This is a genomic window from Pseudoalteromonas sp. 0802 (assembly GCF_013350085.1).
Classification (GTDB): Bacteria; Pseudomonadota; Gammaproteobacteria; order Enterobacterales; family Alteromonadaceae; genus Pseudoalteromonas.
In genome coordinates this window covers 192,525-218,023 of record NZ_JABVXE010000003.1, presented here as the reverse complement: position 1 = coordinate 218,023, position 25,499 = coordinate 192,525, and the positions used below count along the sequence as shown (strand labels likewise).

Annotated in this window: 24 protein-coding genes; all 24 read right to left on the bottom strand. The window is 42.7% G+C overall.

Features of this window, described 5'->3' with window-relative positions; all coding sequences use genetic code 11:
- Positions 1-21 precede the first annotated feature (21 nt).
- Positions 22-2,325: a chemotaxis protein CheA gene (locus HUS61_RS08685; protein WP_130166644.1), complete on the bottom strand. Its 2,304-nt coding sequence runs from the start codon at positions 2,323-2,325 to the stop codon at positions 22-24.
- Between the two features lie 15 nt (positions 2,326-2,340).
- Complete coding sequence (locus tag HUS61_RS08680; protein WP_175082353.1) at positions 2,341-3,108, bottom strand: protein phosphatase CheZ; 768 nt, start codon at positions 3,106-3,108, stop codon at positions 2,341-2,343.
- 17 nt (positions 3,109-3,125) lie between these two features.
- Positions 3,126-3,509 carry a chemotaxis response regulator CheY gene (gene cheY, locus HUS61_RS08675; protein ID WP_016708035.1) on the bottom strand — a complete coding sequence of 128 codons (384 nt, stop codon included), beginning with the start codon at positions 3,507-3,509 and terminating at the stop codon, positions 3,126-3,128.
- 40 nt (positions 3,510-3,549) lie between these two features.
- Positions 3,550-4,260, bottom strand: coding sequence for an RNA polymerase sigma factor FliA (locus HUS61_RS08670; RefSeq protein ID WP_130166705.1), 711 nt, complete (start codon positions 4,258-4,260; stop codon positions 3,550-3,552).
- A gap of 26 nt (positions 4,261-4,286) precedes the next feature.
- Positions 4,287-5,147, bottom strand: a complete 861-nt coding sequence (locus HUS61_RS08665; protein ID WP_054553259.1) for a MinD/ParA family protein — start codon at positions 5,145-5,147, stop codon at positions 4,287-4,289.
- A complete protein-coding gene (gene flhF / locus HUS61_RS08660; RefSeq protein ID WP_175082352.1) occupies positions 5,140-6,621 on the bottom strand; it encodes a flagellar biosynthesis protein FlhF in 1,482 nt (493 codons plus the stop codon). The genes HUS61_RS08665 and flhF overlap by 8 nt, the downstream gene beginning before the upstream one ends.
- 20 nt (positions 6,622-6,641) lie before the next feature.
- Positions 6,642-8,753, bottom strand: a complete 2,112-nt coding sequence (gene flhA / locus HUS61_RS08655) for a flagellar biosynthesis protein FlhA (RefSeq protein WP_054562175.1) — start codon at positions 8,751-8,753, stop codon at positions 6,642-6,644.
- Positions 8,754-8,984: 231 nt separating this feature from the next.
- Positions 8,985-10,115, bottom strand: coding sequence for a flagellar biosynthesis protein FlhB (gene flhB / locus HUS61_RS08650; protein ID WP_130166641.1), 1,131 nt, complete (start codon positions 10,113-10,115; stop codon positions 8,985-8,987).
- 9 nt (positions 10,116-10,124) lie between these two features.
- Complete coding sequence (gene fliR / locus HUS61_RS08645; protein WP_058586387.1) at positions 10,125-10,904, bottom strand: flagellar biosynthetic protein FliR; 780 nt, start codon at positions 10,902-10,904, stop codon at positions 10,125-10,127.
- On the bottom strand, positions 10,905-11,174 hold the full coding sequence (fliQ, locus tag HUS61_RS08640) for a flagellar biosynthesis protein FliQ (protein ID WP_058586388.1): 270 nt from the start codon (positions 11,172-11,174) through the stop codon (positions 10,905-10,907). It abuts the gene before it with no gap.
- Between the two features lie 40 nt (positions 11,175-11,214).
- Positions 11,215-11,955: a flagellar type III secretion system pore protein FliP gene (gene fliP, locus HUS61_RS08635; protein ID WP_054553265.1), complete on the bottom strand. Its 741-nt coding sequence runs from the start codon at positions 11,953-11,955 to the stop codon at positions 11,215-11,217.
- A 4-nt stretch (positions 11,956-11,959) separates the two neighbouring features.
- Positions 11,960-12,343 (bottom strand): flagellar biosynthetic protein FliO, encoded by a 384-nt coding sequence (gene fliO / locus HUS61_RS08630; RefSeq protein ID WP_054553266.1) that lies wholly within the window; start codon positions 12,341-12,343, stop codon positions 11,960-11,962.
- On the bottom strand, positions 12,340-12,741 hold the full coding sequence (fliN, locus tag HUS61_RS08625; protein ID WP_054553267.1) for a flagellar motor switch protein FliN: 402 nt from the start codon (positions 12,739-12,741) through the stop codon (positions 12,340-12,342). The genes fliO and fliN overlap by 4 nt, the downstream gene beginning before the upstream one ends.
- 22 nt (positions 12,742-12,763) lie before the next feature.
- Positions 12,764-13,855, bottom strand: coding sequence for a flagellar motor switch protein FliM (gene fliM, locus HUS61_RS08620; protein WP_054553268.1), 1,092 nt, complete (start codon positions 13,853-13,855; stop codon positions 12,764-12,766).
- A gap of 9 nt (positions 13,856-13,864) precedes the next feature.
- On the bottom strand, positions 13,865-14,386 hold the full coding sequence (gene fliL / locus HUS61_RS08615; protein ID WP_054562177.1) for a flagellar basal body-associated protein FliL: 522 nt from the start codon (positions 14,384-14,386) through the stop codon (positions 13,865-13,867).
- A 72-nt stretch (positions 14,387-14,458) separates the two neighbouring features.
- Positions 14,459-16,897: a flagellar hook-length control protein FliK gene (locus HUS61_RS08610; RefSeq protein ID WP_175082351.1), complete on the bottom strand. Its 2,439-nt coding sequence runs from the start codon at positions 16,895-16,897 to the stop codon at positions 14,459-14,461.
- Between the two features lie 100 nt (positions 16,898-16,997).
- Positions 16,998-17,453 (bottom strand): flagellar export protein FliJ, encoded by a 456-nt coding sequence (fliJ, locus tag HUS61_RS08605; protein WP_062566806.1) that lies wholly within the window; start codon positions 17,451-17,453, stop codon positions 16,998-17,000.
- Positions 17,453-18,787, bottom strand: coding sequence for a flagellar protein export ATPase FliI (gene fliI / locus HUS61_RS08600; protein WP_062566805.1), 1,335 nt, complete (start codon positions 18,785-18,787; stop codon positions 17,453-17,455). Before fliI ends, fliJ begins: the two co-directional genes overlap by 1 nt.
- 17 nt (positions 18,788-18,804) lie before the next feature.
- A complete protein-coding gene (gene fliH / locus HUS61_RS08595; protein ID WP_175082350.1) occupies positions 18,805-19,623 on the bottom strand; it encodes a flagellar assembly protein FliH in 819 nt (272 codons plus the stop codon).
- A 3-nt stretch (positions 19,624-19,626) separates the two neighbouring features.
- Positions 19,627-20,667, bottom strand: a complete 1,041-nt coding sequence (fliG, locus tag HUS61_RS08590; RefSeq protein ID WP_054553274.1) for a flagellar motor switch protein FliG — start codon at positions 20,665-20,667, stop codon at positions 19,627-19,629.
- A complete protein-coding gene (gene fliF, locus HUS61_RS08585; RefSeq protein WP_054562182.1) occupies positions 20,660-22,375 on the bottom strand; it encodes a flagellar basal-body MS-ring/collar protein FliF in 1,716 nt (571 codons plus the stop codon). The genes fliG and fliF overlap by 8 nt, the downstream gene beginning before the upstream one ends.
- Positions 22,376-22,395: 20 nt before the next feature.
- Complete coding sequence (gene fliE / locus HUS61_RS08580; RefSeq protein WP_054562183.1) at positions 22,396-22,728, bottom strand: flagellar hook-basal body complex protein FliE; 333 nt, start codon at positions 22,726-22,728, stop codon at positions 22,396-22,398.
- A gap of 170 nt (positions 22,729-22,898) precedes the next feature.
- A complete protein-coding gene (locus HUS61_RS08575) occupies positions 22,899-24,302 on the bottom strand; it encodes a sigma-54 dependent transcriptional regulator (RefSeq protein WP_130166638.1) in 1,404 nt (467 codons plus the stop codon).
- The gene (locus HUS61_RS08570) at positions 24,299-25,411 is read right to left on the bottom strand and encodes a PAS domain-containing sensor histidine kinase (protein ID WP_130166637.1); all 1,113 of its coding nucleotides are present in this window, start codon (positions 25,409-25,411) and stop codon (positions 24,299-24,301) included. The genes HUS61_RS08575 and HUS61_RS08570 overlap by 4 nt, the downstream gene beginning before the upstream one ends.
- Between the last annotated feature and the right edge of the window lie 88 nt (positions 25,412-25,499).

The following is a 25,499-nucleotide window of genomic DNA, read 5'->3' as shown; positions in this document are numbered from 1 at the left end:
ACTGCACTTTATTATTTATTATTAGCCAACGTAGTGTTTAAGCATGCTAGGTACGTCGAGGATCAGTGCAATCCCACCATCAGAAGTAATTGTCGCACCTGCCATACCTGGTGTGCCTTGTAATAAGGCATCTAAAGGTTTAATAACAACTTCCTCTTGACCTATTAACGAGTCAACTACAAAGCCCACTTGCTTAGTACCTATTTGTACAATAACCACGTGACCTTCTGCTTTACGCTCTTGGCGGTTGGCACCTTTTACTAACCAATGTTGTAAATAGAAAAGCGGGATCGCTTTTTCACGTACAATAATTGTCAGTTGGCCATCAACTACGTTAGTTTTAGTTAAATCAAGGTGGAAAATTTCGCTAACACCAGCAAGTGGTAATGCGAAGGTTTGCTCACCCACAACAACCATTAAGGTCGGTAAGATAGCAAGTGTTAATGGCACCTTGATTTCAAGTGCAGTACCTACCCCCAGCTCAGACTGAATATTAACCGAGCCATTTAACTGAGTGATTTTAGTTTTAACAACATCCATGCCGACACCACGGCCTGAGATGTCAGAGATTTCTTCTTTGGTTGAGAAACCTGGTGCAAAGATTAAGTTGTACGCTTCGGTATCCGACAAGCGACTTGCTTGGTCGTGATCAATCACACCTTTGCTAATTGCGATTTTTTTCAGTTTCTCAGCATCCATACCTGCACCATCATCACGAATGGTTAGTAGGATGTGATCACCTTCTTGTGATGCCGAAAGCGTTACGGTACCTGTACGTGGTTTACCTGCGGCTTCACGCACGTCTGGCATTTCAATACCATGGTCAACAGAGTTACGCACTAAGTGCACCAATGGATCAGCAAGTGCTTCAACAAGGTTTTTATCTAAATCGGTTTCTTCACCAACTAGCTGCAGGTTAATATCTTTTTTCAAGCTACGGGCTAAGTCACGAACAACCCGTGGGAAACGGCCAAATACTTTCTTAATTGGCTGCATCCGGGTTTTCATCACCGCGCCTTGCAAGTCTGCGGTTACCACATCTAGGTTAGAGATGGCTTTACCCATTGACTCGCTATTGCTGTTATTAGCAAGGCTCACTAAGCGGTTTCGGACCAATACCAGCTCACCCACCATGTTCATGATTTCATCGAGACGTTTAGTATCAACACGTACCGTTGTTTCTGCCTGTGGTGGTGGCGCTTTTTTCGGTGCAGCAGAAGCAGCAGGCGATTTTTCTGGTGCTTTTGCAGGTGCTGGAGCCGGTTTAGGCGCTGCGGCAGCAGGTTTAGGCGCAGGTGCCGGTTTTGATACTGCAGGCTGTGCTGGTTTTGCAGGTTCTGCTTTTGGTGGTTCAGGCGCTTTTTCTGGCGCAGTCGTTTCTAAAGACTGAGGAGCAGTACCTTTACCATGTAATTCATCAAGCAGTGCTTCAAACTCGTCATCGCTAATTTCATCGTCTGAGTCATTGCTTGAAGGTTCTGCTGCAGACGCCTGAGGAGCAGCCTGTGCAGGCTTTGTAGCTTCAGGCTGAGCAGGAGTATCTTGTTTTACTTCACCAAAGTTACCAACGCCATGCAGTTCGTCTAATAAGCTGTCAAATTCATCATCGGTAATATCGTCACTGTCATTGCTTACAGTATCTGCAGCAGGTGCTGCTGGGCCTTGGCCTTTACCATGAAGTTCATCTAGTAGGCTTTCAAATTCGTCTTCGGTGATTTCGTCAATATTTTGTGACTCAGCGCTGCTATCTGCAAGACCGCCGCCATCAAATAACATATCGAACGCAAATGGGTCATCTTCATCGATGTTGTCTGTTGTTGTTTCTGCTGTGACTTCAGGCGTATCAACAACTGGCTCTTCAACTGCGGGTTCTTCAGGTGCAACTGCAACATCGTCTGCTACAGATAAATCTTCACCTGCAAGCTCTTCTGCAGTCGGTGGCTGACTTAATTTATGAAGGACTTCTAATAGGGCTGGGTCTGCAGGCTCTGGCTGTTCGCGATTTTGAATCGTAGCGAACATTTCGTTGATAGTGTCGAGAGCCTGTAAAATTACGTCCATTAGTTCTGGTGTTACACTGCGCAGACCTTGGCGTAATAAATCGAAAACATTCTCTGCACCATGACACGCATCTACAAGTTCAGTCATACTTAAGAAGCCTGCACCACCTTTAACAGTATGGAAGCCTCTAAAAATGGCGTTTAATAGATCTTTGTCTTCTGGGTTGTTTTCAAGCTCGACTAATTGCTCTGACAAAAGCTCTAAGATTTCTCCTGCTTCAACAAGGAAATCCTGTAATATATCTTCATCGACTTCAAAGCTCATGCAGCTACTCTCCTCTTAGAAGCCCAGACTTGATAATAGATCATCGACTTCATCTTGTCCTGAGACAACATCATCGCGAGACTCTTTATCAATAATTGGCCCTTCAGGACCTGCTAGTGTGTCACTTGTTGCAGGTGCTTTTTCTATGGCCTGTTTTTCTTGTTGTTGATGACCATCTTCTTGACTGCCAAACACAGTTAAGAGATTAATTAAACTGTCTTCTACCTCTCGCACCAACTCAATAACACGGCGAATAACTTGTCCGGTTAAATCCTGATAATCCTGCGCCATCAGCACATTAGTCATCAAACCTTGGAGCTCATCGGTTTTGGTATGCGAGTTATTCATGAACTTATCTAAGCTATGACATAACGATTTAAATTCACCGAGTTCAATTTCTCGGTTCATTAAACGATCCCACGTAGGTTTGATTGCGGCAATTTCATCAGCAAGTTGTTGCGCTATTGGTAAACTTGCTTCAACCGCATCCATGGTTTTATTGGCGGCGCTTTCTGTCATTTTCATAACATAATTTAAGCGCTGCTTAGCGTCTGGGATCGCTTCGGTAGTTAAATCAGTGAGACGAGTATCTAGGTCAAAGTTTTTTAATGCTTCATGAAGCTGACGCGTCAATTTGCCGACTTCAGCAAACAACTCTGATTGTTCTTTTGATGCAGCGTCAAGAATGAGCTTATCCGCTTTTTCTTGTTCACCATTTTCAAGATACTCAACAAGTTGACGAGCTTGCTCTAAACTTATTTGAGGCGCAGCAAGTGCTGACATAAGCCTCTCCCCTTAGATTAACCTAGACGTTCAAACACTTTTTCCAATTTGGTCTTAAGTGTCGCAGCAGTGAATGGTTTAACGATATAGCCATTTACACCTGCTTGAGCAGCAGCAACAATTTGTTCTTTTTTCGCTTCAGCTGTCACCATTAAAACAGGAATATGCTTAAGGCTATCATCAGCACGAATTGCACGTAACAAATCAATACCTTGCATACCAGGCATGTTCCAATCTGTTACAACAAAATCAAATTCTTGATTTTGTAGCATTGGCAATGCTGTTGAACCGTCGTCAGCTTCCTGCACATTGGTAAAACCTAAATCCCTTAATAGATTTTTAATGATACGTCTCATTGTAGAAAAATCATCAACAACAAGAATTTTCATGTTTTTATCCAAAACATCCTCCGGTGAGGTTTGAACCTTTATTTACTTACTACTAATTAATCCAGTCATTGATTTTTGCTTTGAGCTTAATCATCGCCTGACCATGTATTTGACTCACACGCGACTCGCTAACATCGAGTATGTGTCCTATTTCTTTTAAGTTCATTTCGTCGTTGTAGTACAAAGACAAAACGAGAGCATCTCTTTCTGGTAACGATTGGATAGCCGTTAATAGAGACTGGTTAAACCGCTCATTTTTAACGTTATTAAACGGTTTGTCTAGTCCTAAATCCTGACCTACTGGTGTGATAACGTCTTCATCTACACCTAAATCTTCAATACCTAATACTTTACTCGAATTTACATCATGTAGAATATGATGGTACTCATCTAGCGTAATATCAAGTTTTTCAGCGACTTCAGTATCTTTGGGCTCACGATTTAAAGAGCTTTCTAATTCGGAAATGGTTTCAGCCACAAGGCGGGCATTTCGGTGAACAGAGCGTGGCGCCCAGTCACCTCTACGAATTTCGTCTAACATCGCACCACGAATACGAATTCCAGCGAAGGTTTCGAAACTAGCACCTTTGCTAGCATCAAAGTTTTTTGACGCTTCAATTAGGCCTATCATGCCTGATTGAATTAAATCATCGAGTTGCACACTGGCAGGTAAACGAGCAATTAGATGGCATGCCACTTTTTTGACTAAAGAGGCATGTTTTTCGACAATCGCATTTAAATTCTGTGCTGATTGATATCCCATCGCTTTATTCACCGATGTTGTCATAGTTAGCCGTTTACTAGTTTTTCAATAAAAAATTCTAAATGGCCAGACGGTTGATTAGGGATCGGCCACTTAACTGCTTTTGTTGCTAATGTTTTAAACGCCACCGCTGCCGGAGAGTTCGGGAATAATTCAACAATCACCTTTTGACGTCGCGTAGATTTACGCATGTTCTCGTCATAAGGAATGGTTGCTACCAACTCCATTGAAACATCTAAAAAACGATCCGTTACTTTTGAAAGTTTAGCAAATAATTCTTGCCCTTCACGCAAACTGCGCACCATATTGGCAACAATTTTAAATTTATATACGCCATGCTCACGGCTAAGCACTTTAATAAGTGCGTAAGCATCAGTAATTGAGGTAGGTTCATCGCATACAACCACAACAACGTCTTGGGCTGCACGAGAAAAGCTTAATACCATGTCAGAAATACCTGCGGCGGTATCAACAATTAATATATCAAACTCGGTGTTTAACTCGCTAAAAGCGCGAATAAGGCCTGCATGCTCAGATGGCGTTAATTCAACCATACTTTGTGAACCAGACGTCGCTGGTACAATTTTGATGCCCGCAGGGCCTTCAACAAGAATTTCGTCAAGCTCACACTCGCCTGACAAAACATGAGATAAATTACGTTCAACACGAAGGCCAAGCATTACGTCACAGTTTGCCAAACCTAAATCGGCATCTAATACTAATACACGATTTCCTTGCTGACCTAATGCGATTGCGGTATTGAGTGAAACGTTGGTTTTACCCACTCCACCTTTACCGCCAGTAACAGCGATAACTTTAACGCCACTATTATTATTTTGATTCATTTTGCGCAGGCCGCTTGCTTGATCTAATACTGTGTTAATCATACATCCCTACTGTGTTCGACGCTACTGCTTGACGTCTTGAATGTTGTGCTTTTGCTCGTTTTAAATACAATTGTTCAGCTTTTTTCACTAGTTTTTCAGCATTCGCTACGCGAATATCCTCAGGAACGCGCTGACCGTTAGTAAGATACCCTATTGGCAGGCGATTTTGAATCGCTATGCTAATAATCTCACCTAAACTTAAAGATTCATCCAATTTAGTGAAGATACAGCCACTTAGGTGAACCTTTTTAAAGTGTCTTACGGTTTCTTGCAACACATTTATCTGTGCTGTAGCACTTAATACTAAATAACTACGAATATCAACACGCTGATTACGCATTAGGGTATTTAACTGCTCAGTTAAACGTAAATCACGTTGGCTCATACCCGCTGTGTCTATTAATACTAGACGCTTATTACGTAAATGGTATAACACTTCAGCTAATTCATTCGCATCTTTTACCTGCTTAACACCACAGCCAATAATTCGACCATAAGTAGCCAATTGTTCGTAGGCACCAATTCTGTAGGTATCAGTGGTGATCAACGCCACTTTATCAGCACCATATTTTTGTGCACCCAGTGCAGCTAATTTTGCAACTGTGGTTGTTTTACCAACGCCTGTTGGACCCACTAATGCGAATACACCACCTTGACGCAGGATTTCGTTATTCGTTGTATGCATTTGGTTTTCAACCATTTGCAGAAGTGCTTGCCACGCTTGTTGACGTGATACATCGTCAGGAATGAAACACGCCATTTGCTCAGCAACATCACGTTCAATGCCCATACCTGCTAAGCGGTCAATCATACATGCACGAGTCGGATCGCGGCGCGCCATATCTTGTTGCATTAGGCCAGATACTTGGTGTTCAAGTAATTGACGAATCGCATTCATTTCTTCGCGCATGGTCGTCATTTCTGATTGATTCGCAGGTGCTGAGTTTTTGTGCTCGGCTGGTGAATCTAAATCATCAAAACCAGAATCTAAGTCGTCATCAAAACCTAAGCTATGTGCTTGAGTTTGTACACGAGGTGCTGCTTGCTGTTGATAACGAGGAGCTTGCTTATATTCAGGCTGTTGCTGCTCAAAGCTTGGCTCTTTTGGTTGATAGTGTTCACTCGTATCAATACCAGATTGACTAAACATTGACGCAAGCTCTGGCGAACGAGGGCGTGGGGCTTGACGCTCAAGTAACGCTTGTAGGCTATCAGCAACTTTCGCTTGCGGCTCAGGTTTAGCACGCATTGGCTCAGGTTTAACAAAGTTATGCTCTGGAGCAGGTGCTGATTGTGCCACGGCTGGTTTAGCTTCGGCTTTCGGGGCTGCCTTGTCGTAATCAACAGCTGCAACGATTTCAACGCCGTTAGCAAGCTTTTTGTTCGACATAATAACCGCATCAACACCTAGTTCATCTTTCACTTCTTTCAGTGCTGTGCGCATATCTTTAGCAAAAAAACGTTTAATTTTCATGGTTCAACCCCTTTACTATCCTATTGTTGGCCTACTGAGCTGACAATCTTAATCTGTCTTTCGTCTGGTACCTCTTGGTAAGACATCACCCTTAAACCTGGGATGGTGTACTTAACGAAGCGAGATAACACAGTTCTTAACATTCCTGACGTTAACAGTATCGAAGGTTCACCGGCCATTTCTTGGTTTTGATGCGCTTCATTCAATGATTGTTGAAGTCGCTCTGCAAGGCTTGGCTCTATTCCGGCACCTTCGTCACCTGCATTCTGAAGTGACTGATGCAACATCTGTTCCAACTCAGGCGCCAAGGTTATGACAGGGATCTCAGAAGACATACCAACAGCGTCTTGAACGATTAGTCTGCGCAGTGAAATTCGCACTGCAGCCGTTAGTACATCTGGGTCTTGGCTACGTGGGCCATACTCAACAAGGGTTTGAACAATCGAGCGCATATCGCGAATTGCCACCCCTTCATTGAGTAAGTTTTGTAGCACTTTTACGATAGTAGTAAGTGGTAATACGTCAGGAACCAGTCCTTCAACAAGACGTGGATGACTCTTCGCTAACATATCTAGTAAGTTTTGAACTTCTTCATGACCAAGTAGTAAAGCAGCACTGTTAGTAAGTAACTGGCTGATATGAGTTGCAACCACAGTTGCAGAATCAACCACGGTATAGCCAAGTGATTGTGCTTCATCTTTTTGATCAGGTTTGATCCAAACCGCATCTAATCCAAATGCAGGGTCTTTTGTGGCAACTCCTTTGATTGGACCAAATACTTGGCCTGGATTAATCGCTAACTCATCACCATGCTTAAGCTCACCCTCACCGCTTGAAACACCCATCATAGTAATTCTGTAAGCGTTAGGGTCGAGCTCTAAGTTATCGCGAATGTGCACAGGAGGCACCAAGAAGCCAAGTTCCTGAGACAGTTTTTTACGCACACCTTTAATACGATTTAACAGTTCACCACCTTGAGATTGGTCAACAAGTGGAATTAAGCGATAACCCACTTCTAAACCAATAACATCAACTTGCTGAACGTCATCCCAACCCAGTTCTTTTTGTTCTTGTTTGTTGGCAACACCTGTACCTGGTGCACCACCATTTGCCTCTTGCTCTGCTTTTTCGGCTTCTGCTTTGGCTTTTTGTTGCTGTGTGAAATAAGCAAGGTAACCGAGTAATGCACCTAAGCTTAAAAATGCGATGTGCGGCATACCCGGCACAATACCCATGATAATCAAGATACCTGATGCGATATAAAGTGATTTTTCGTTACCTAGCTGTGTCTTAACTTGATCGCCCATATTGTGCGATTCATTTTGACGGGTAACAACGATTGCGGTACCGATTGACAGTAATAGTGAAGGAAGCTGTGCAACTAGACCATCACCAATGGTTAGCAAGGTGTACACTTCCATCGCACGGCTGAACGATAAATCATGTTGGATCATACCAACAAATAAACCACCAACGATATTAATCACGAGAATAACGATACCCGCTATCGCATCGCCTTTTACGAACTTACTTGCACCATCCATTGAACCATAGAAATCGGCTTCACGAGTAACTTCTTCACGACGTTCTCGGGCTTGTTCTGCACTGATGAAACCGGCGTTTAAGTCAGCATCAATCGCCATTTGTTTACCTGGCATTGCATCAAGAGTAAAGCGAGCTGATACTTCAGAAATACGGCCAGCACCTTTGGTGATAACCACAAAGTTAATAATGATTAAAATTAAGAAGACCACTAAACCAACTGCATAGTTACCGCCGATAACCACCGAGCCAAAGGCCTCGATAACTTTACCGGCTGCATCTCCACCGTTATGACCTTCTAGCAATACCACACGGGTACTGGCGACATTCAGTGCTAAGCGCATGATGGTTGCAATTAGTAGAACCGCAGGGAACATACCAAATTCAAGTGGTTTCATGGTGTAAACAGTAACTAGTAACACCACCAGTGCTAACGCGATATTAAACGAAAATAGAATATCTAAAAGAAATGGCGGCAGGGGTAAAATCACCATGCCCAGCGCAGCAAGTACCATTAACGGCGTGCCGATACCCTTCGCATACTCTTTTTTATCTCTGTTAAGTTGTTGTAATACCGCTTTAAATTCCATAATTCAACAATTTCAAAAAATTGACACTACACGGAATTTGCAATAACTATTCCAAGTTATAAATTTATACCAATTCGCTTAATAAAGTGAGCAATTTTGAGGCAATAAAACCTCGTTGATAGCAAGGCAAAAATTTCGTTATTTAGTTGTTCTAAATCAGAAATTTTTAACGCAGATAGCGACAGGTTTAATCCCTCAAAATGATTATAGTATTATTGCGGATTGGTATTACTAATATTTGTAAGCATCGGGTATTGGGAGCTTTTTATTGAGTGGTACAGGACGTTTACCGCGCCCTTTTTGGAAGCGTTTTAACTGGAAAACATAAGCTAGCACTTGCGCAACGGCAGTGAATAGCTGATCGGGTATTTGATTGCCCACATCGGTGGTGTGATACAGCGCACGTGTAAGCATTGGTGATTCAACAATTGGCACGTCATTACCCTTGCCTACTTTACGAATTTGCATAGCAAGCTCGTCCACGCCTTTGGCAAGAACAATAGGCGCACCCGCTTTAGCTGTATCGTATTTTAGTGCTACAGCATAATGGGTCGGGTTGGTTACGATCACATCGGCATCAGGCACGTCTTGCATCATACGCCTTTGCGACATTTCACGCTGAGTACGGCGAATGCGCGCTTTTATTTGCGGATCACCCTCAGAGTTTTTGTATTCGTCTTTCACCTCTTGTAGAGTCATTTTTAACTGTTTATGGTGCTTATGACTCTGATAAGGGGCATCAATTGCAGCAATGAGTATTAAAGTACAGGTTAAGCCTAAGAACATCCAAGAGAGGATTTCGAGTGCATGGATAAAATTTCCGGGCGCGCTTTCAATGCTTAGATGCAGTATTTCATCAAAGAAAGTATTAATTAAGAACACCGCAAAACCTGCAACCACTACAAATTTTAAAATAGACTTAACTAGCTCTACTCCTGCTTGAGGGCCAAGCATACGCTTAATACCTTTAGCGGGCGACATCTTACTAGCCTTTGGTGCTGCCGCTTGCCAACTAAAGTTATAGCCCCCCAGTAAAGTGTTTCCAACAAAAGCGGCTATCACGATGATCAACACAAACATAGCCATAGGGAATAACAACGCATCTGCAACAATTCCCCACACTGAAAACATTTTAGTGGTGTCGTAAGTTTCATTACGATTAAGGCTTAATAAGCGCCCCATCACATTATAAAGCCCTTTGCCAATTTCAGGTCCATAAAGTAATAGTGACACTGCCGAGAAGATAAGTACAAACATGGTGCCTAGCTCTTTAGAACGGGCAACCTGGCCTTTTTTCTTGGCGTCGTCTATTTTCTTCCCGGTGGGTTCTTCGGTTTTTTCTTGACCAGAATCTTCAGCCATGGCGTGCTCCTAAGGTGTACAACCAACAAGGCTGCACATTAACTCAACCATTTTTAACCACTGAAACTCAAATTGAGTCATGAAGTTACCTAACGTCGCCCATATGATTACAAGACCAGCTACTAAGGTAAACGGAAAACCAATCGAAAAAATATTTAACTGTGGTGCCGCACGAGTCATTACACCAAACGACATGTTAATAACCAGCATGGCTGTCAGTGGTGCTAAAGCAAGCACCAAGGCTGTAGTAAACATCCAGCCGCCCCAAGTAACGATATCCCAGTAATGATCAACCGCCCACCAATTGCCATCAATTGGTAGCACTTCAAAGCTATGAATGACCATTTGAATCATCATTAAATGACCATTGAAAACAAAAAATAGTAAGGTAGCCAGAATCAAATAAAACTGACCAACTGCGGGAACGTTTAAGCCATTTGACGGATCAACAACGGACGCAAAACCAAGGCCTGTTTGCATCGCGAGTATTTGCCCTGCAAGGACAAATGTATTGAGTAGTAAGGTTGATGCAAAGCCTATGGCCACACCAATAAGCATTTGTTGAATGACCACGAGAATCATTTCAAAGGAGAATAGGTTATTAAAAGTCGCAGGGGGCAGCATAGGCACAGCAACAAAGGTTACCACAATCGCTAAACCTAGCTTGATTCGGGTTGGTACGTTTCTCGCGCCAAGGCCTGCCATGATCATAATCATTGAGCTAATACGCACTAATGGCAGCAAAAAGTCGCTGAGCCATTGAATAATGACCGCAAATGGAAATTCCATTTAGCCTGCTATCTCCGGTATAGACATCACTAAACGGGTAAAATAGTCCATAAGCTCTTGAGTGAACCAATGGCCACCGACAATAAGTGCGCTTATGGTAATTAGCAAACGAGGTAAAAAGCTTAAGGTTTGCTCATTGATTGATGTTGCCGCTTGGAAAACAGCCACTACAAGACCGACTAATAAGCCAGGTACTACGATTGCAGACACTAACTTTATAACTAAAAATAGCGCGTCACTGAGTATATCGACAAAAATTTCTGGTTCCATTTTGTCTCTCCTACCTAATTATGTGTCTTGAATTGCATTGTTACACCCCGAGCCCAAAGCTCTTCGCCAGCGTGCCCATCACAAGGCTCCAACCATCTACTAATACAAACAGCATAATCTTAAACGGCAAAGATACAATCATCGGCGAAAGCATCATCATACCCATGGCCATTAATACGGAGGCCACTACTAAATCAACTATCAAAAAGGGAATGAAAAACATAAAACCAATGATAAAGGCCGTTTGCAATTCGCTGGTAACAAACGCTGGGATCAATACAATCAACGGCGTGTCTTCTGGCGAATCTAATTGCTCATAACCCGCTATTTTCGCAAAGGTCTCTAAATCTTTTATACGAACTTGCGAGAGCATAAACGCTTTCATTGGCTCTTTGGCAAGTTCTAATGCTTGCACTGAGGTAACTTGTTCATTCAAGTACGGCTCAATGGCACGCTCATTCACCTGCTGATAAATTGGCGCCATAATAAAAATACTCAAAAACAGCGACATGCCTAACAAAATTTGATTCGATGGTGTTTGTTGTAAGCCTATTGCTTGGCGTAATATCGCCAGAACCACAATAATCCGTGTAAATGAAGTCATCATAATGACCGCTGCCGGAATAAAACTCAGCGCCGTCATAATCGCTAACACTTGTAGCGTCACGGAGTAATCTTGAGAGCCATCAGGGTTGGTGGTAATGGTCAGTGCTTCTATGCCTTCAGCGTTAACCGACGGCAAAAACAACACACTTGCTAAAATAAGTATCCACTTGATCATAGCGTTAATTCTTTTTATTTGAAGGTGATTGTGGGTTCAGCAACTTACCAAATTTTTTGGCAAGTTCTGGCAGTTCTTTTTCTTGTAATGGTGTTTCTAGTTTATGCAGGTAGTTAATACTATGCGGGGTCACACCAATTAAGTGCTGAGCGTTATCGATTTCAATGACCATCAAGCGCTCACGAGAGCCTAAAGGCAAACTGCGCACTACTTTAAATTCATCACTATTAGCAAGATTTGGATTTAGTTTTTTAACCAAAAAAGCCAAAGCAATAATAACCACCAGCACTAAAAGCAAAGACATCACCATAGACAGTAAATCTGCCGTCGGTGATGCCGTAGGAAATGCAGTGCTCGACGCACTTGTTAAAGCGACTAAAGCATTCATCGTAACTTTTTAATACGCTCAACTTGGCTGATAACGTCCGTTAAACGAATACCGAACTTATCGTTTACGACAACCACCTCACCATGCGCAATCAGGGTGCCATTAACCAATACATCAAGTGGCTCACCAGCGACTCGGTCTAGTTCTACCACTGAACCTTGGTTAAGCTGTAATAAGTTACGAATGTTGATTTTTGAACGACCCACTTCCATCGAAATAGTAACTGGAATGTCCAAGATGGTATCAAGTTTACGTTTTTCGTCGCCAGACAGCTCATGTCTTTCATCTTTTAACTCATCAAGCTCCGCTACAGCAGCATCACCTGAGCCACCCTCAGCTTCTTCAGCTTCGGCTAGTGCCGCAGCCCATTCGTCCATTGTATCTTGATCATCACTCATTATGTTTAACCTTATAAATCGACTACCAGTCTAAATCTACACCTTCAGATAGATGTAGATCTTCTTCTAGTTCTGCTAATTCTGCATCTGAATCCAGTTTTTTGCCACCTTTTGTGAACACATGTAGTTCTGACTTAACTGATTCAGGGCGTTTAATTTTTTCGCTAATTTGTAGTGCCACATTGTCACGAGAGCGGCCCATTTTCGCTCTAAAGGTCGGCAATTCTTCTACAAATACGGTGATATGTTCTGGCATTTCAACAGGGATAATATCGCCAGCTTTAAGCTCCATAATCTGTTGTAGCGTTAGATCAACTTCAAGCAATTGAGTCGATAAATCGACCTCAACATCCATGATCTCATCACGTAATGCTTTACTCCAACGTAAGTCAGTGTCTTCGGTGTCTGATTGCACACCGGCATCGAGTAATTCACGGATTGGCTCAAGCATCGAATAAGGTAATGCGATATGGAAATCACCGCCACCACCATCTAGCTCAATATGGAAAGAGCTAATAACAACCACTTCAGTTGGACTTACGATGTTAGCCATCGCTGGGTTAACTTCTGAGTCAAGGTACTCAAAAGACACATCCATTACCGGCGCCCATGCTTCTTTATAATCTTCGAAGATGATTTTAAGCAGCATTTGAACAATACGGCGTTCTGTTGGGGTAAATTCACGGCCTTCTATTTTTGCATGATAGCGGCCATCACCACCAAAAAAGTTATCCACTAAAATGAATACTAATCGGGCTTCCATGGTAATTAGGCCGGTGCCCTTCAACGGACGAAAACGTACCATGTTCAAACTAGTTGGCACGAATAAGGTATGAATATATTCGCCAAATTTAATCATTTGTACGCCGTTAATCGACACCTCAGCGGTGCGGCGCATCATGTTAAATAGGCTAATTCGCATATGACGGGCAAAACGTTCATTCACGATCTCCAAGGTCGGCATACGACCCCGAACAATACGATCTTGTGATGAGAAGTCATACTGTAAGGTATTACTGTCTAAGTCATCACCTTCGTGAATATCTTCCTCTTCGACTTCATCAACGCCATGTAAGAGCGCATCAATTTCGTCTTGAGATAATAAATCGCTCACGCTGACCCCTTATTGCATCACAAAGCCGGTAAATAATACCCGCTCTATCACTTTGCTACCTTCAACATCACTTAATGCTGATTGTACTTTTTCAAGTGCAGCAACACGTACTGACTCTTTACCTTCACTGGTACCTAATTCATCTGCGGTCGTTGTTGAAAGAACGCCAAGTAAGGTACTTTCGATAAGTGGAATATGCTTTTTGGCAGTTTCTTCGTTCACTTCACCGCGAACAAGTAGCTGAACTTTTATTTGTACAATTCGGTCGCGACTAGCACCGGGTACATTAAATACAAATGGGCGTGGCATTGCGACATACAGAGCCGAACCAATCTGTGCAGAGCTAGATGGTGCAGCAGCCTCTGTCACTGTGGTTTCATCTGCTAGGCTTTCTTCAGGGGCATCATCGCCCATAAATAAAAAGTAACCCGCAGCAGCACCCGCAATCAACACTACAGCAGCAATGATGATAATCAGCTTCTTTTTGCCTTTACCCGTATCTTCTATTTCTAAATTTGCTTCTTCGGCCATTGTCACTTCCCTCAAAGTTACAGCAAGCTGTTTATCGCGCTGTAACTATTTTATTTCTTATAATAGCAGGACTTATGCATAGTAATCTATTGATGATGAAGATTGTTGTCGAGAAGTTTCTGCGCTTTGTGCTGTTACTTCTGGCTGCTGCTCTTCAGCTTGTTGATTTCCAGCAAGCTGACCTTGCCCAGACTGCTCTTGTTGTTGCTCAGGGTTACCCTGCTGAATACTACTTTCACCAAGTTCAATACCTTGCTGTGCAAGCATTTCTCGTAAACGTGGCATTGATTGCTCTAAAGCTTCTTTAGCCTGCTGATTTTGAACAACAAAATTAATTTGAGCTTGCTCCGCATCGCTACGTATACGAATTTGCATACTGCCCATTTCTGGCGGATCTAAGCGAATTTCAGCTTCTTTATTATTAATATTTAGTAACGCGCTAACTCGCTCTTGAAGCATCTTTGCAGCATCACTTTTTATGATATTAATCGCTTGCATTACACCAGGGTCAACATTCACCGATTTAGATTGAGTCTGAGTTTGCGCAGTTGTTTGTGTATGCATTGTTTGTACGTCTAGTGCTTGCTCATATTGCTGATGAGCCATCTCATAGGCACCTGGTTGTGTTGTTGCATTTGCTTGAGTCGTTAGCTGAGTAAATAATTGAGCTACACGCACAGTAACAGTTTCCTGTGTACGTTCTGTATTAATTTTTGTATCAAGCTCTGTGGTTACTTCTTCACTAGCAACTACTTTTGTCACATCGGCTGTAATTTGCGCGGTATTATTTGGTTTCGCTTTATTATTTTCAACATTAACTGTTGCTGCGGTTACTGGCATCGCAGTACTGGCTGTTGCAGGGGCATTTATAGCCTCTGTCAGCACAGTTTGAGCTGCAGCCAATTTTTCGTACTGAGCAGTGCCCGGCGTTAACGTTTGCAGCTGAGTGTTCACTTTGTTTAACAATGCTTGCTGCTCATCCTTAGTCAGCGCCGTGATTTGCTTTTCTACACCTGTAGGTAATTTGTTATCGAGAGCCTTATTGTCAGCTAATTTAGCATCTTGTTTTGCCTGGCTTTCTTCAGCAATGTCTTGCTCTACAGCAAGTTGTGATACAGGACTCTGTGCAGCTTGCGTTGTAGGCTTACTACTGTTCACATCAGTCAATAGCAACTTGATTGTTGCCACCTCATCAGCACCGAGCTTATTATCAGCTTTAAGTTGATTTATTTGTTGCTCAAGTTGCTTTTGTTGCTCAGAGGTTAGCGATAAACCTTTAGCGAACTCACTTACAGCCTGCCCATCGCCACTTTGTACTTTGGCCAGCAAGCTAACGATTGACTTATCTGTTACTGGTTTATCTAAAACTGGTTTTTCTGTTACGGCTTGATCAATTTTGGCAGCTGCGTCAGCTGGTTTATCTGCCATTTTTGCCGTGCCAGCTTCAATGTTTTTAGCAATGCTTTGCTCAGCACTGAAATTTGCTGCCGTTTTGTCAGTGTAGCTTTGTGTTTGTTTTGAATTAACTTCAGCTGTTTTTGTATCTACTTGAGCATCGCTATTTAAATCTGCAACCACCTTATTTAAAACAGTTTTACTTGTCTCATTTGCCCCAAGTTCTTTGCCTTCAGATGTTTTTGTAGCGTCTGAATTCACAGCCTGTTTCTGAGCGCTATTTAACAGAGCGTCTACATCAACTGTGGTTTCTTTGTTGTCAGTTGCTTGTGTTGAACTGGCAAAGTTAGCTACTTGAGGCTTTGTATCCGGTGTATTAACAGCTGAAACACCCTGCTTTTCTTTGTCTGTTAATGGACCATCAACAATCGGAGTCACGCTATCTTTTGGTGGTAAATCGCCAATCGCTTTTAGCTGGCTATCTACCGCTGTCGCAACTTTAGACTTATGTAATAAGCTTGCTATTGAATTGTCGCCTTCCGCGTCGGCTTTTGAATCATCGGTTTGTGCAACGTCTGTCATCGGTGAAGGTATAACAGGTGTAATGGTATCGATTGGGGTTGGTTTTTTATCAACAACTACTGGGCTAAAGTCATTATTTTCAATCAATTTATTAACACGTGTACTCATAGCTTGAGCTGCATTAATTTGCGAAAGCAGTGAGTTTTCTTCATCTTCTACAAGTGCAAGTTCATCGCTTGGCTCTTTAGTTACAGCTTCATTACGAATATCTGGGCTTGTTTTAGATTGCTGCTGTGTAGACGTGGTAGCAGTTGCAACTTTAGCATCAGCAGTTGTGTTTTCATCACCTAATTTGGCATCTGATTTAGGCTCTTCAGAAATACTGATAGCTTTAGTTTCATCAACAGAATGAGTATCTGCATCACTTTTTGTTTGAGGGGTGGTATTTGCTTGCGCGTTTGCCGCTTCACTTGCTTCTGTAAGTGAAGTTAAAAAACTTAAGCCCGATGCTTTGTCGCTAGACTCTGAGTCTTTGCCTGAAAAACCAGTACCTTGCTCAGTTTTAACCTGCAAATTGATATCACTGATCGCCATAATTCACCTAAAACTAAAGAGGCAATTTGCCGCCGCAAGTGCCAAAATTAATGCTACTGGTTAGGTAAATGCAATTAACATGCCTAAAAAAGATAGTATTTTAGAGAAGTGCGTTTTTAAGTTGACGTTGATAAAACTGATTTGAAGCGAACTCATCCAGCATTTTTTGCTCCGCTTTAGCTACTTGCATCGCTTGTTTTTCAGCTTGCTTTTCGATTAATTTCGCTACTGCTTTTGCTTTCACTTGCTGTTTTAACCACAATGCTTTGCGCTGCGTAACAACTTGTTTTGCAGTATTCACTGTGCTTGCTTGCTGGCGTATCGCTTCTTCAATTTTTGCGATAAAGGCATGATATTGACTAAACCCAGCACTAGACAAACCAGAGCGACCTTTCAAATGCAACTGCTGAGAATACTCCATGCGAAAGTTATTCAGCCCTTGCAGTTTTTGTTGATTACTTTGTAAGTGCTGCTGGGCTTTTAAATAATCCATGCGTAAAGATTCTTCTTTATCGCTCTCAAGCTTTAACAATAAATCAAGTTTACTTTGAGCCATTAACCTTGTCCTAATAACTGCGCAAGACCTTGTAGACCATCATCATAACTGATCACATCTTTCATGCCTTGCTGAAGGAATTGATTCACACGTGGCATCATATTAATTGCTTGGTCAAGCATAGGGTCGGTGCCTTTTTGGTACGCACCTAGTGTGATCATATCTTTGTTCTGTTGATACATTGAATACACTTGTTTTAGCACACGAGCTTGTTGCATATGTGCTTCAGATACAACCTGTGGCATAACACGAGAAATCGATTTTTCAATATCAATAGCCGGATAATGACCACTGTCAGCTAAATCTCGAGATAAAACAATGTGGCCATCTAATATAGCACGAGCAGAGTCAGCAATTGGATCTTGCATATCATCCCCTTCACTAAGCACAGTGAAAAACGCGGTGATTGAACCTTGCCCTTCACCACCATTACCGGCACGTTCCACCAGCGCAGGCAGTTTAGCAAATACTGAAGGCGGATACCCCTTAGTCGCAGGAGGCTCGCCAACTGCTAAGGCAATTTCACGTTGCGCCATGGCATAACGGGTAACGGAGTCAAGTAATAACAATACGTTAAGACCTTGATCGCGAAAGTATTCCGCAATGGTCACTGCACTTTCACAGCCTTTTAAACGCATTAATGGTGAAGCATCCGCAGGAGCTGCGACCACCACTGAGCGCTTACGCCCTTCAACACCTAAAATTTCTTCAATGAACTCTTTTACCTCACGACCACGTTCACCCACAAGACCTACCACAATTACATCTGCTTCAGAGCCGCGAGTCATCATACCCAGTAATACTGATTTACCGACACCAGAGCCTGCAAACAGACCCATACGCTGGCCTTGACCTACGGTAATAACGGAGTTGATGGCTCGTACACCTACATCCATAGGCTGACTAATTGGTCGTCTTGCAAGAGGGTTAATTGAGTTTTGCGCAAACTTTAAGTGATGCTCAGCATTAATGGCACCTAAGCCATCAAGTGGCCGACCAAGGCCATCCACTACACGGCCAAGTAAACTCATGCCGACAGGCAACCCAGTTTCATTTAGCTTTGGGATAACTCGGGCACCAGGCAGTACGCCAGAGATGTGATCATTTGGCATCAAGTAAAGTGTTTGGTCATTAAAACCAACGACTTCAGCATCAACAAAGCCGTTAATGGTTTCAATTTTACATTGACTGCCAACAGGTGCTCTAAGCCCTTTTGCTTCTAGCGTTAAACCAACGACACGCGTCAGAATACCGGCAACAGCTGGTTTTGGGGCCTTGATATTTTTTTCATAGCGCTGTAAGCGTTCGCTTAGAGTCATTGATTGAACACTCATAATGAGCCTAAAAAGTATTAGATACCACTGCTATGCAAAAAGTTTTCCAACGTTTCTTTGACGCGGGTTTTGATTGTCATGTCGAGGGATGATTGCGGGGTTTTAATTTCGCAGCCACCACGTTCTAAAGTCGGTTCTGCAACTAACTGCCAATGGTTATCTGCGATAGCTTGTTCGCCATAACTTTCGGTAATTAAAGTAATATCATCAGGATGTAAGTGAATACGTACTTTAGCTTGCTCTTCACCTAACGCATCAATAGCTTGCTTCAAAGCATGTAAAATGACTTCAGGTGAGGTTTTAATTTCTTGGTAAACTAAAACTTCAGTTAACATCACAGCTAACTGCACTAACTGCTTTTCGGCACTTTCATCGACTTTAGATAATGGTTGAGAAAGGCTATCAAGTAAGCTTCTTAAGTTGGTCAGCTGCTCTTCTAAAATTGGCTTTATTTCTTCTTGGCCTTGCTCCTTACCAAGCTCAATACCTTCTTTAAAGCCAGCTTCTTTTCCCTCATGTGCGCCTTTTTCAAAACCATCTATATAGCCTTGCTCATGGCCTTGCTTTAGTCCTTCTTCGTAGGCATCTTGACGGATCTTTTCAAGCTCAGCCATTGTTAGCGACGGAATTTCAGGCTCTTCTGGCTGCTCTTCGGCCTGCTGCTTTTGCTGCTCTTTGCGATATAAGTCAGCTAAAGGCGTGCCATACGCCGTTGAGCGTCCAGCGAGTTTTGTTGTATCTTGCGTCACTTCAGGAATTGGCCAGTTTTCCAATAATTCATCAGCAGCTTCACTGGCATGTACTGGGCGTCCTGTATGAAATGAAGACTTACTCATGGCTTACAGGAACTCCTCACCACCACCGCCACCAAGCATAATTTCACCTGAGTCAGCTAAACGACGTGCCGTAGAAAGAATTTCTTTCTGTGCCGCTTCTACTTCACTAATACGAACAGGGCCCATTGCCTCAAGATCATCAGCGAGTAATTCAGCAGCACGTTTTGACATATTGCCCAAAATCTTCTCTTTTAATGCTTCGTCAGTACCTTTAATAGCTTTCATTAATACATCTTGCTGTACTTCACGTAGGATCGCTTGAATACCACGGTCTTCAACATCCATTAAGTTCTCAAAGACAAACATAAGGTCTTGGATTTGCTGTGACATCTCTTCATCGTGTTCACGGATTGAATCCATTAACTGACCTTCAACATTGGTATCTAGGTAGTTCATGATATCAGCAGCCGCTTTCAAGCCACCCATTTTCGCAGCTTGCGCACCAGCTTGACCTGCGAACTGTTTCTCCATGATTTCATTCAACTCTTGCAATGCTGCTGGTTGAACTTCTTCAAGGTTAGCAATACGCATGGTTAAATCTAAGCGCACTTTTTCTGGGAATTGCGACAAGATTTCCGCTGATTGCTCTGGCTCTAAATACGATAAAACAATGGTTTGAATTTGCGGATGCTCGTTGCGAATAATATTCGCCACTTGCTTTGAGTCCATCCACTTCAATGAATCAAGACCTTTCGCCCCTGAGCCCATAACAATTTGGTCAATAAGGCTGGCTGCCTTGTCTTCACCAAGCGCTGCTGTAAGGGCTTTTTTGATAAAGTCTTCAGACTGGAAGCCAATGGTACTGAAGCTTTGAATTTGCTCAATAAACAAATTATGGACTGCGCTAATTTTCGCTTGCGATAAATCATCTAGCGCAGCCATTGCCATACCCACTTTTTGCACTTGCTTTGGCTCTAAGTGCTTAAGGATTTGCGCAGCATCTTCTTCTGATAAGCTCAGCAATAAGATTGCCGCCTTATCCACACCGTCTAATTTATCAACATCAAACGCCGGTGGTAGTTGTTTTTGTTCTTGATCAGTCATCTTCTGTTAACCACGCTTTCACTACTTGAGAAGACAGTTCTGGTTCATTTGCAACCAATGCACGAACTGCTTTGAGTAAATCTTCATCGCCATGTAAGTCTGGCAGCTGTAGTGTACCATCACTTGAGAATCCTACAGCAGCAGAGTCAAAGTCTTTATTTAGCATATCTAGCGTGCTATCACCAATATCTACACCTGCACTTAATGCGTCTTCATCGTATTCTTCTAGTGTATCGTCTGGGTAAATTAGACGTTTCAGCATAGGTCTTACTACAAAGACAATCAGTACGATAATAACCAGTGCACCTAATGCTAAGCGTAGCATCTTCATGAACCAATCTTGCTCCCAAAGTGGAACTTCAATCGCTTCACCAGCATCTTCACGAACAAATGGCACTGTAACAACCTCAAGCGCATCACCACGCTGCATATCAAAACCAACACCGCCTTGTAATAAACGACGAATATTTGACAATGCTTCTACAGAGCGAGGAACCATGGTTGTTTCACCATTTTCACCCACCTGCGGTACATAATCAACGGCAACTGAAACACTGATACGACGAATAACACCGGTTTGCTGACGCTTATGCGAAATTGTTGTATCAAGCTCGTAGTTACGTGTTGCTTCTTTATGCGAGCGACTTGGGTTCGTTGCTGAGCCTGCTCCACCTTGGCCTGCAATTTCTGGAATATTAGAGTTAACTGGCGGCTGATTCGTTAGCGCACCTGGAATGCCCACTGCAAGACCACCGATGTTGTTTTCTTCGAACGTGGTTTCACTGCGCACTGCTGGTAAGTCTGGGTTATAACGTTTTTGTGTTTCTTCGACTGCACTAAAGTCCATGTTTAAATCGACTTGCGCGGTATAGTTACCTAATCCTACAACTGGAATAAGGATGCTATCGATTTTATTTAAGTACTCTTCTTCACGCTTACGTTCAATCTCATACTCTTTACGAGAGCGAGCAGCAAGTGAGTTTTGTGAACCTGAATTAAGTAAGCGACCATTTTGATCGGTAACAGTAACACGCTCTGGCGATAACCCTTGGACTGCTGAGGCAACAATATCAACTACTGAGTCAACTTCTTCACCGTCAAGTGTACGACCGCGTTTTAAGGTGAGCACTACCGTCGCTGAAGGTTGTTTTTCACGACGAGCAAATACGTTTTCTTTTGGAATAGCTAAAAGTACTTTGGCGCGAGTAACATTTTTTAGCTCTTCGATGGTACGTGCAAGCTGTTGCTCACGACCATGTTTTAAACGTTCACGTTCAAGGCGTTGGCTAACACCAAACCCCATGTCTTGCATGATGATGTCAGTACCTGAGCTTGGCGCTTGCTCTAGGCCTTCACGAGCCATCAATAATTTAATGTTTTGGTATTCACCTTCTTCAACAGAGATGACGTTACCATCAAGTTCGTAATCAATCTTTTGAGCGTCTAAAAAGTCCAGCGTTTGAATAAGCTCTTCCGTTGGCATTTTGCCAAGCGGACGCATATCTGGTTGACGAGCCCAAATAATAATAAAAATTGCGATAGCCAAACAGATTGCCAAAGCGATCACTAAAGTAACCTGGCGTAAAACATCTACACCGTTTAAGGCACTTAGGTAGCCTGACTTTTGCTCTTGTTGATCATCAGTATCGGTTGAGTCGATACCGCCGCCTGCTAAGGCTAGATCAGTTGATTGATTAGATTGCGCCACAATAATTCTCCACTACCTAGTTACACAGGCATGTTCATGATTTCTTTATAAGCTTCAACAAGTTTATTTCGAACTTGCACCGTAGCTTCAAAAGCGACTGATGATTTTTGCGAAGCAATCATTACGTCTGCTAAAGAAACACTGCGGTCGCCCATTTCCATTGCTGTTACTTTTTGCTTAGCGTCTTGTTGTAAGCCATTCACTGTATCAAGTGCATTGGTAAGTAAATCACCAAACTGTGCCGACGATGTTGGCTGAGTTTGAGTTGGTAAATTATTAATTGAGTTACTACGGCCTACTTCTGAAGCCATAGCTTGCATTTCTTGAAATAATGCGCTGTTTTGAACTTTCATAATACTCTCTGACAATGCAGTTTACTTATGCACTGATAAAGCACAAACCGTGCCACAAAATAAAACCAACAAATTCAATAGTTTGAATCATTAATTTTGCATGTCAGAGTTTTGACAGCAAACAAGCTCACAAAAATGTGAGCTTGTTTGAGTAACTTTTTGGAAGGAGTTTATGCAGGTAAGGCTATACCCAAGTCTCGCATTTGCGCCAGTTTATAACGTAACGTGCGCGGACTAATACCTAAGGTTTCTGCAACCTCTTTGCGCTTACCATTACAGCGCGCTAAGGTTTCTAAAATAATACGATGCTCTTTGTCTTTCAGCTCGTCTTTGTAATTACCTTGCTCACTCACTTGTGGCACGGTATCTAAATTAACTTCAACAGGTTGTTCTTGATATACCGGTGCGTTGTGTGGTGGCGTAGCGACTGGCTTGATATCCACCGTAAGCAACTCCTCAATAAAGACATCATCTTGATGAATACTATTACCATCGCATAATATCAACGCCCGTTGAATAACGTTATCAAGCTCTCGTACGTTACCTGGCCAAGCATGCGATAGCAGCTTTTGTTTCGCCCCCTCACTTAGTTGAGCAATAGGCTCTTTACTGTTCAGGCAATGACGCTCTATTAAATGCTCAGCCAATACAATAATGTCGCCAGGACGCTCTGCTAATGGTTTCCACATTAGCGGGAATACATTTAAGCGATAATATAAATCTTCTCTAAATAGGTTTTCGCTCACCGCTTCTTTCAAATCTCGGTTACTTGTAGCAAGTACGCGAACATCAAGCTCTATGGTTTTACGACCGCCTAAGCGCTCTACTTCGCGCTCTTGAAGTACACGCAGTAATTTAGCTTGCAAGCCTAAATCCATCTCAGTAATTTCATCAAGTAAGATGGTACCACCTTGAGCTTGCTCAAATTTACCCGGACAGGCTTGAATCGCGCCGGTAAACGCCCCTTTTTCGTAACCGAATAAGGTTGCTTCAAGCATGTTTTCAGGAATAGCAGCGCAGTTAATAGCCACAAAGGGGGCATCGCTACGATTTGATTTATCATGGATAAAACGAGCCAACACTTCTTTACCCGAGCCACTTGGGCCGAGTACCATGACACTGGCATCTGAACGGGCAACTTTGCTCGCGAGCTCTAATAGCTTAATACTTGATGGATCGGCAACGATTGGGCCATCGGTTTCTTTTTCCTTTTCAGGCAAATAACGACTCACCATGTTAAGAAGAACTTCTGGAGCAAACGGCTTTGCCATGTAATCAATCGCGCCTAAACGCATTGCTTCTACAGCATCATCAATAGTGGCATAGGCCGTCATCATTAATACCGGCAGCTCAGGATAATTAAGTTTAATGCTACGTAGTAGGTCAAGGCCGCTCATAGCGCCCATTTGCACATCACTAACAACCAATGAATAGCTATTTTGCTTAAGCAAGATCATCGCTTGTTCGGCGCTATCTGCAGCAACGCAATCAATACCCGACATTTCAAGGGTATCAATCAGTGCTTCTCGTAAGCCTGCGTCGTCTTCAACGACTAAAATAGAGTTAGTATTCATTTTGCCTCCGCTGACATTGGTTCTGCACTAATTGGCAAGATCAAACTAAAACATGCTCCCCCATGAGCATTATTAGTCACTTCAACCCGTCCTTGGTGCGCATTGGCGACTGAACTTACAACAGCAAGTCCAAGCCCCGTGCCTTGGCTTTTGGTAGTGTAAAAAGGTTCGAATAATTTGTTGGCATGACGTAAATCAACACCTGGGCCATTATCACTGACACTGATGCGAACACAGTTTTCGCTCGTTTCGTCACGTTCGGCACTCAGGGTTACCACAGCCTCAGAGCCAATAATTTGAATACTATTGTGGATCAGGTTTTGAATAGCACTCGCCAGAGCAGTTTTATTACCCATAATTTCAATATCAGGTTCTGGTAAGTTCACGCTAAGTTCACTGTTATTTTGTGCAACCATAGCATCAGCACCGGCTTTTACTTCATTAAGTAACTGTTGCATTGAAACGCTTTCGACAACTTGTTGCTCACCACTTTTGGCAAATAACAGCATATCGTTCACTTGGGTTTCTAAATCTTTTAAACGCGACATTAGCTTCGTATGAAAGTTGCCACGCGAGCTTTCTGGCAATCGCTTTGAGCCTAAATTTGCGGCATAAAGCATGGCAGCTGATAACGGTGTTCTGACCTGATGAGCAAGCGAAGCAACCATTTTGCCAAGCGCACTCAAGCGCTGCATATGTGCTACTCGCTTTTGTAAGCGTCTGGTTTCAGTTAAATCTGTCATTAAAATTAACTGCCCTGGCTCTGGAGCAAGCGCAGTGATATCAAGCTTAATTAATCGGCCATCTTTAAGTGATACTTCATGTCCATCATCTTGCTTTGGTCGAAATGAACGTTGAATAACGCTAAACCACTTTTCACCTTCAAGCGGCTCACCTAGCATATCAATGGCAATTTGATTGGCTTTTGCGATCATGCCTCGGCCATCTAAAACCACCACACCCGCAGGCATGGTATCAACCAAGTGGCCTAACCAACTGGCTTGTTGGCGCAGCTCACTCAACTCACCCACATACTCTTCTTGTTGTAAGCATGGGTTATATTGTTTGGCTGTGATAAATTGTGGTTTTAGGACATTTGCTAAGGCCATAATCGATACTCAAAAAATCGTGTCTACCTAGCTAAATGCACAATCCGTACCAAATTTATTTTTGTTTTATTTCAATAAATTAAAGACA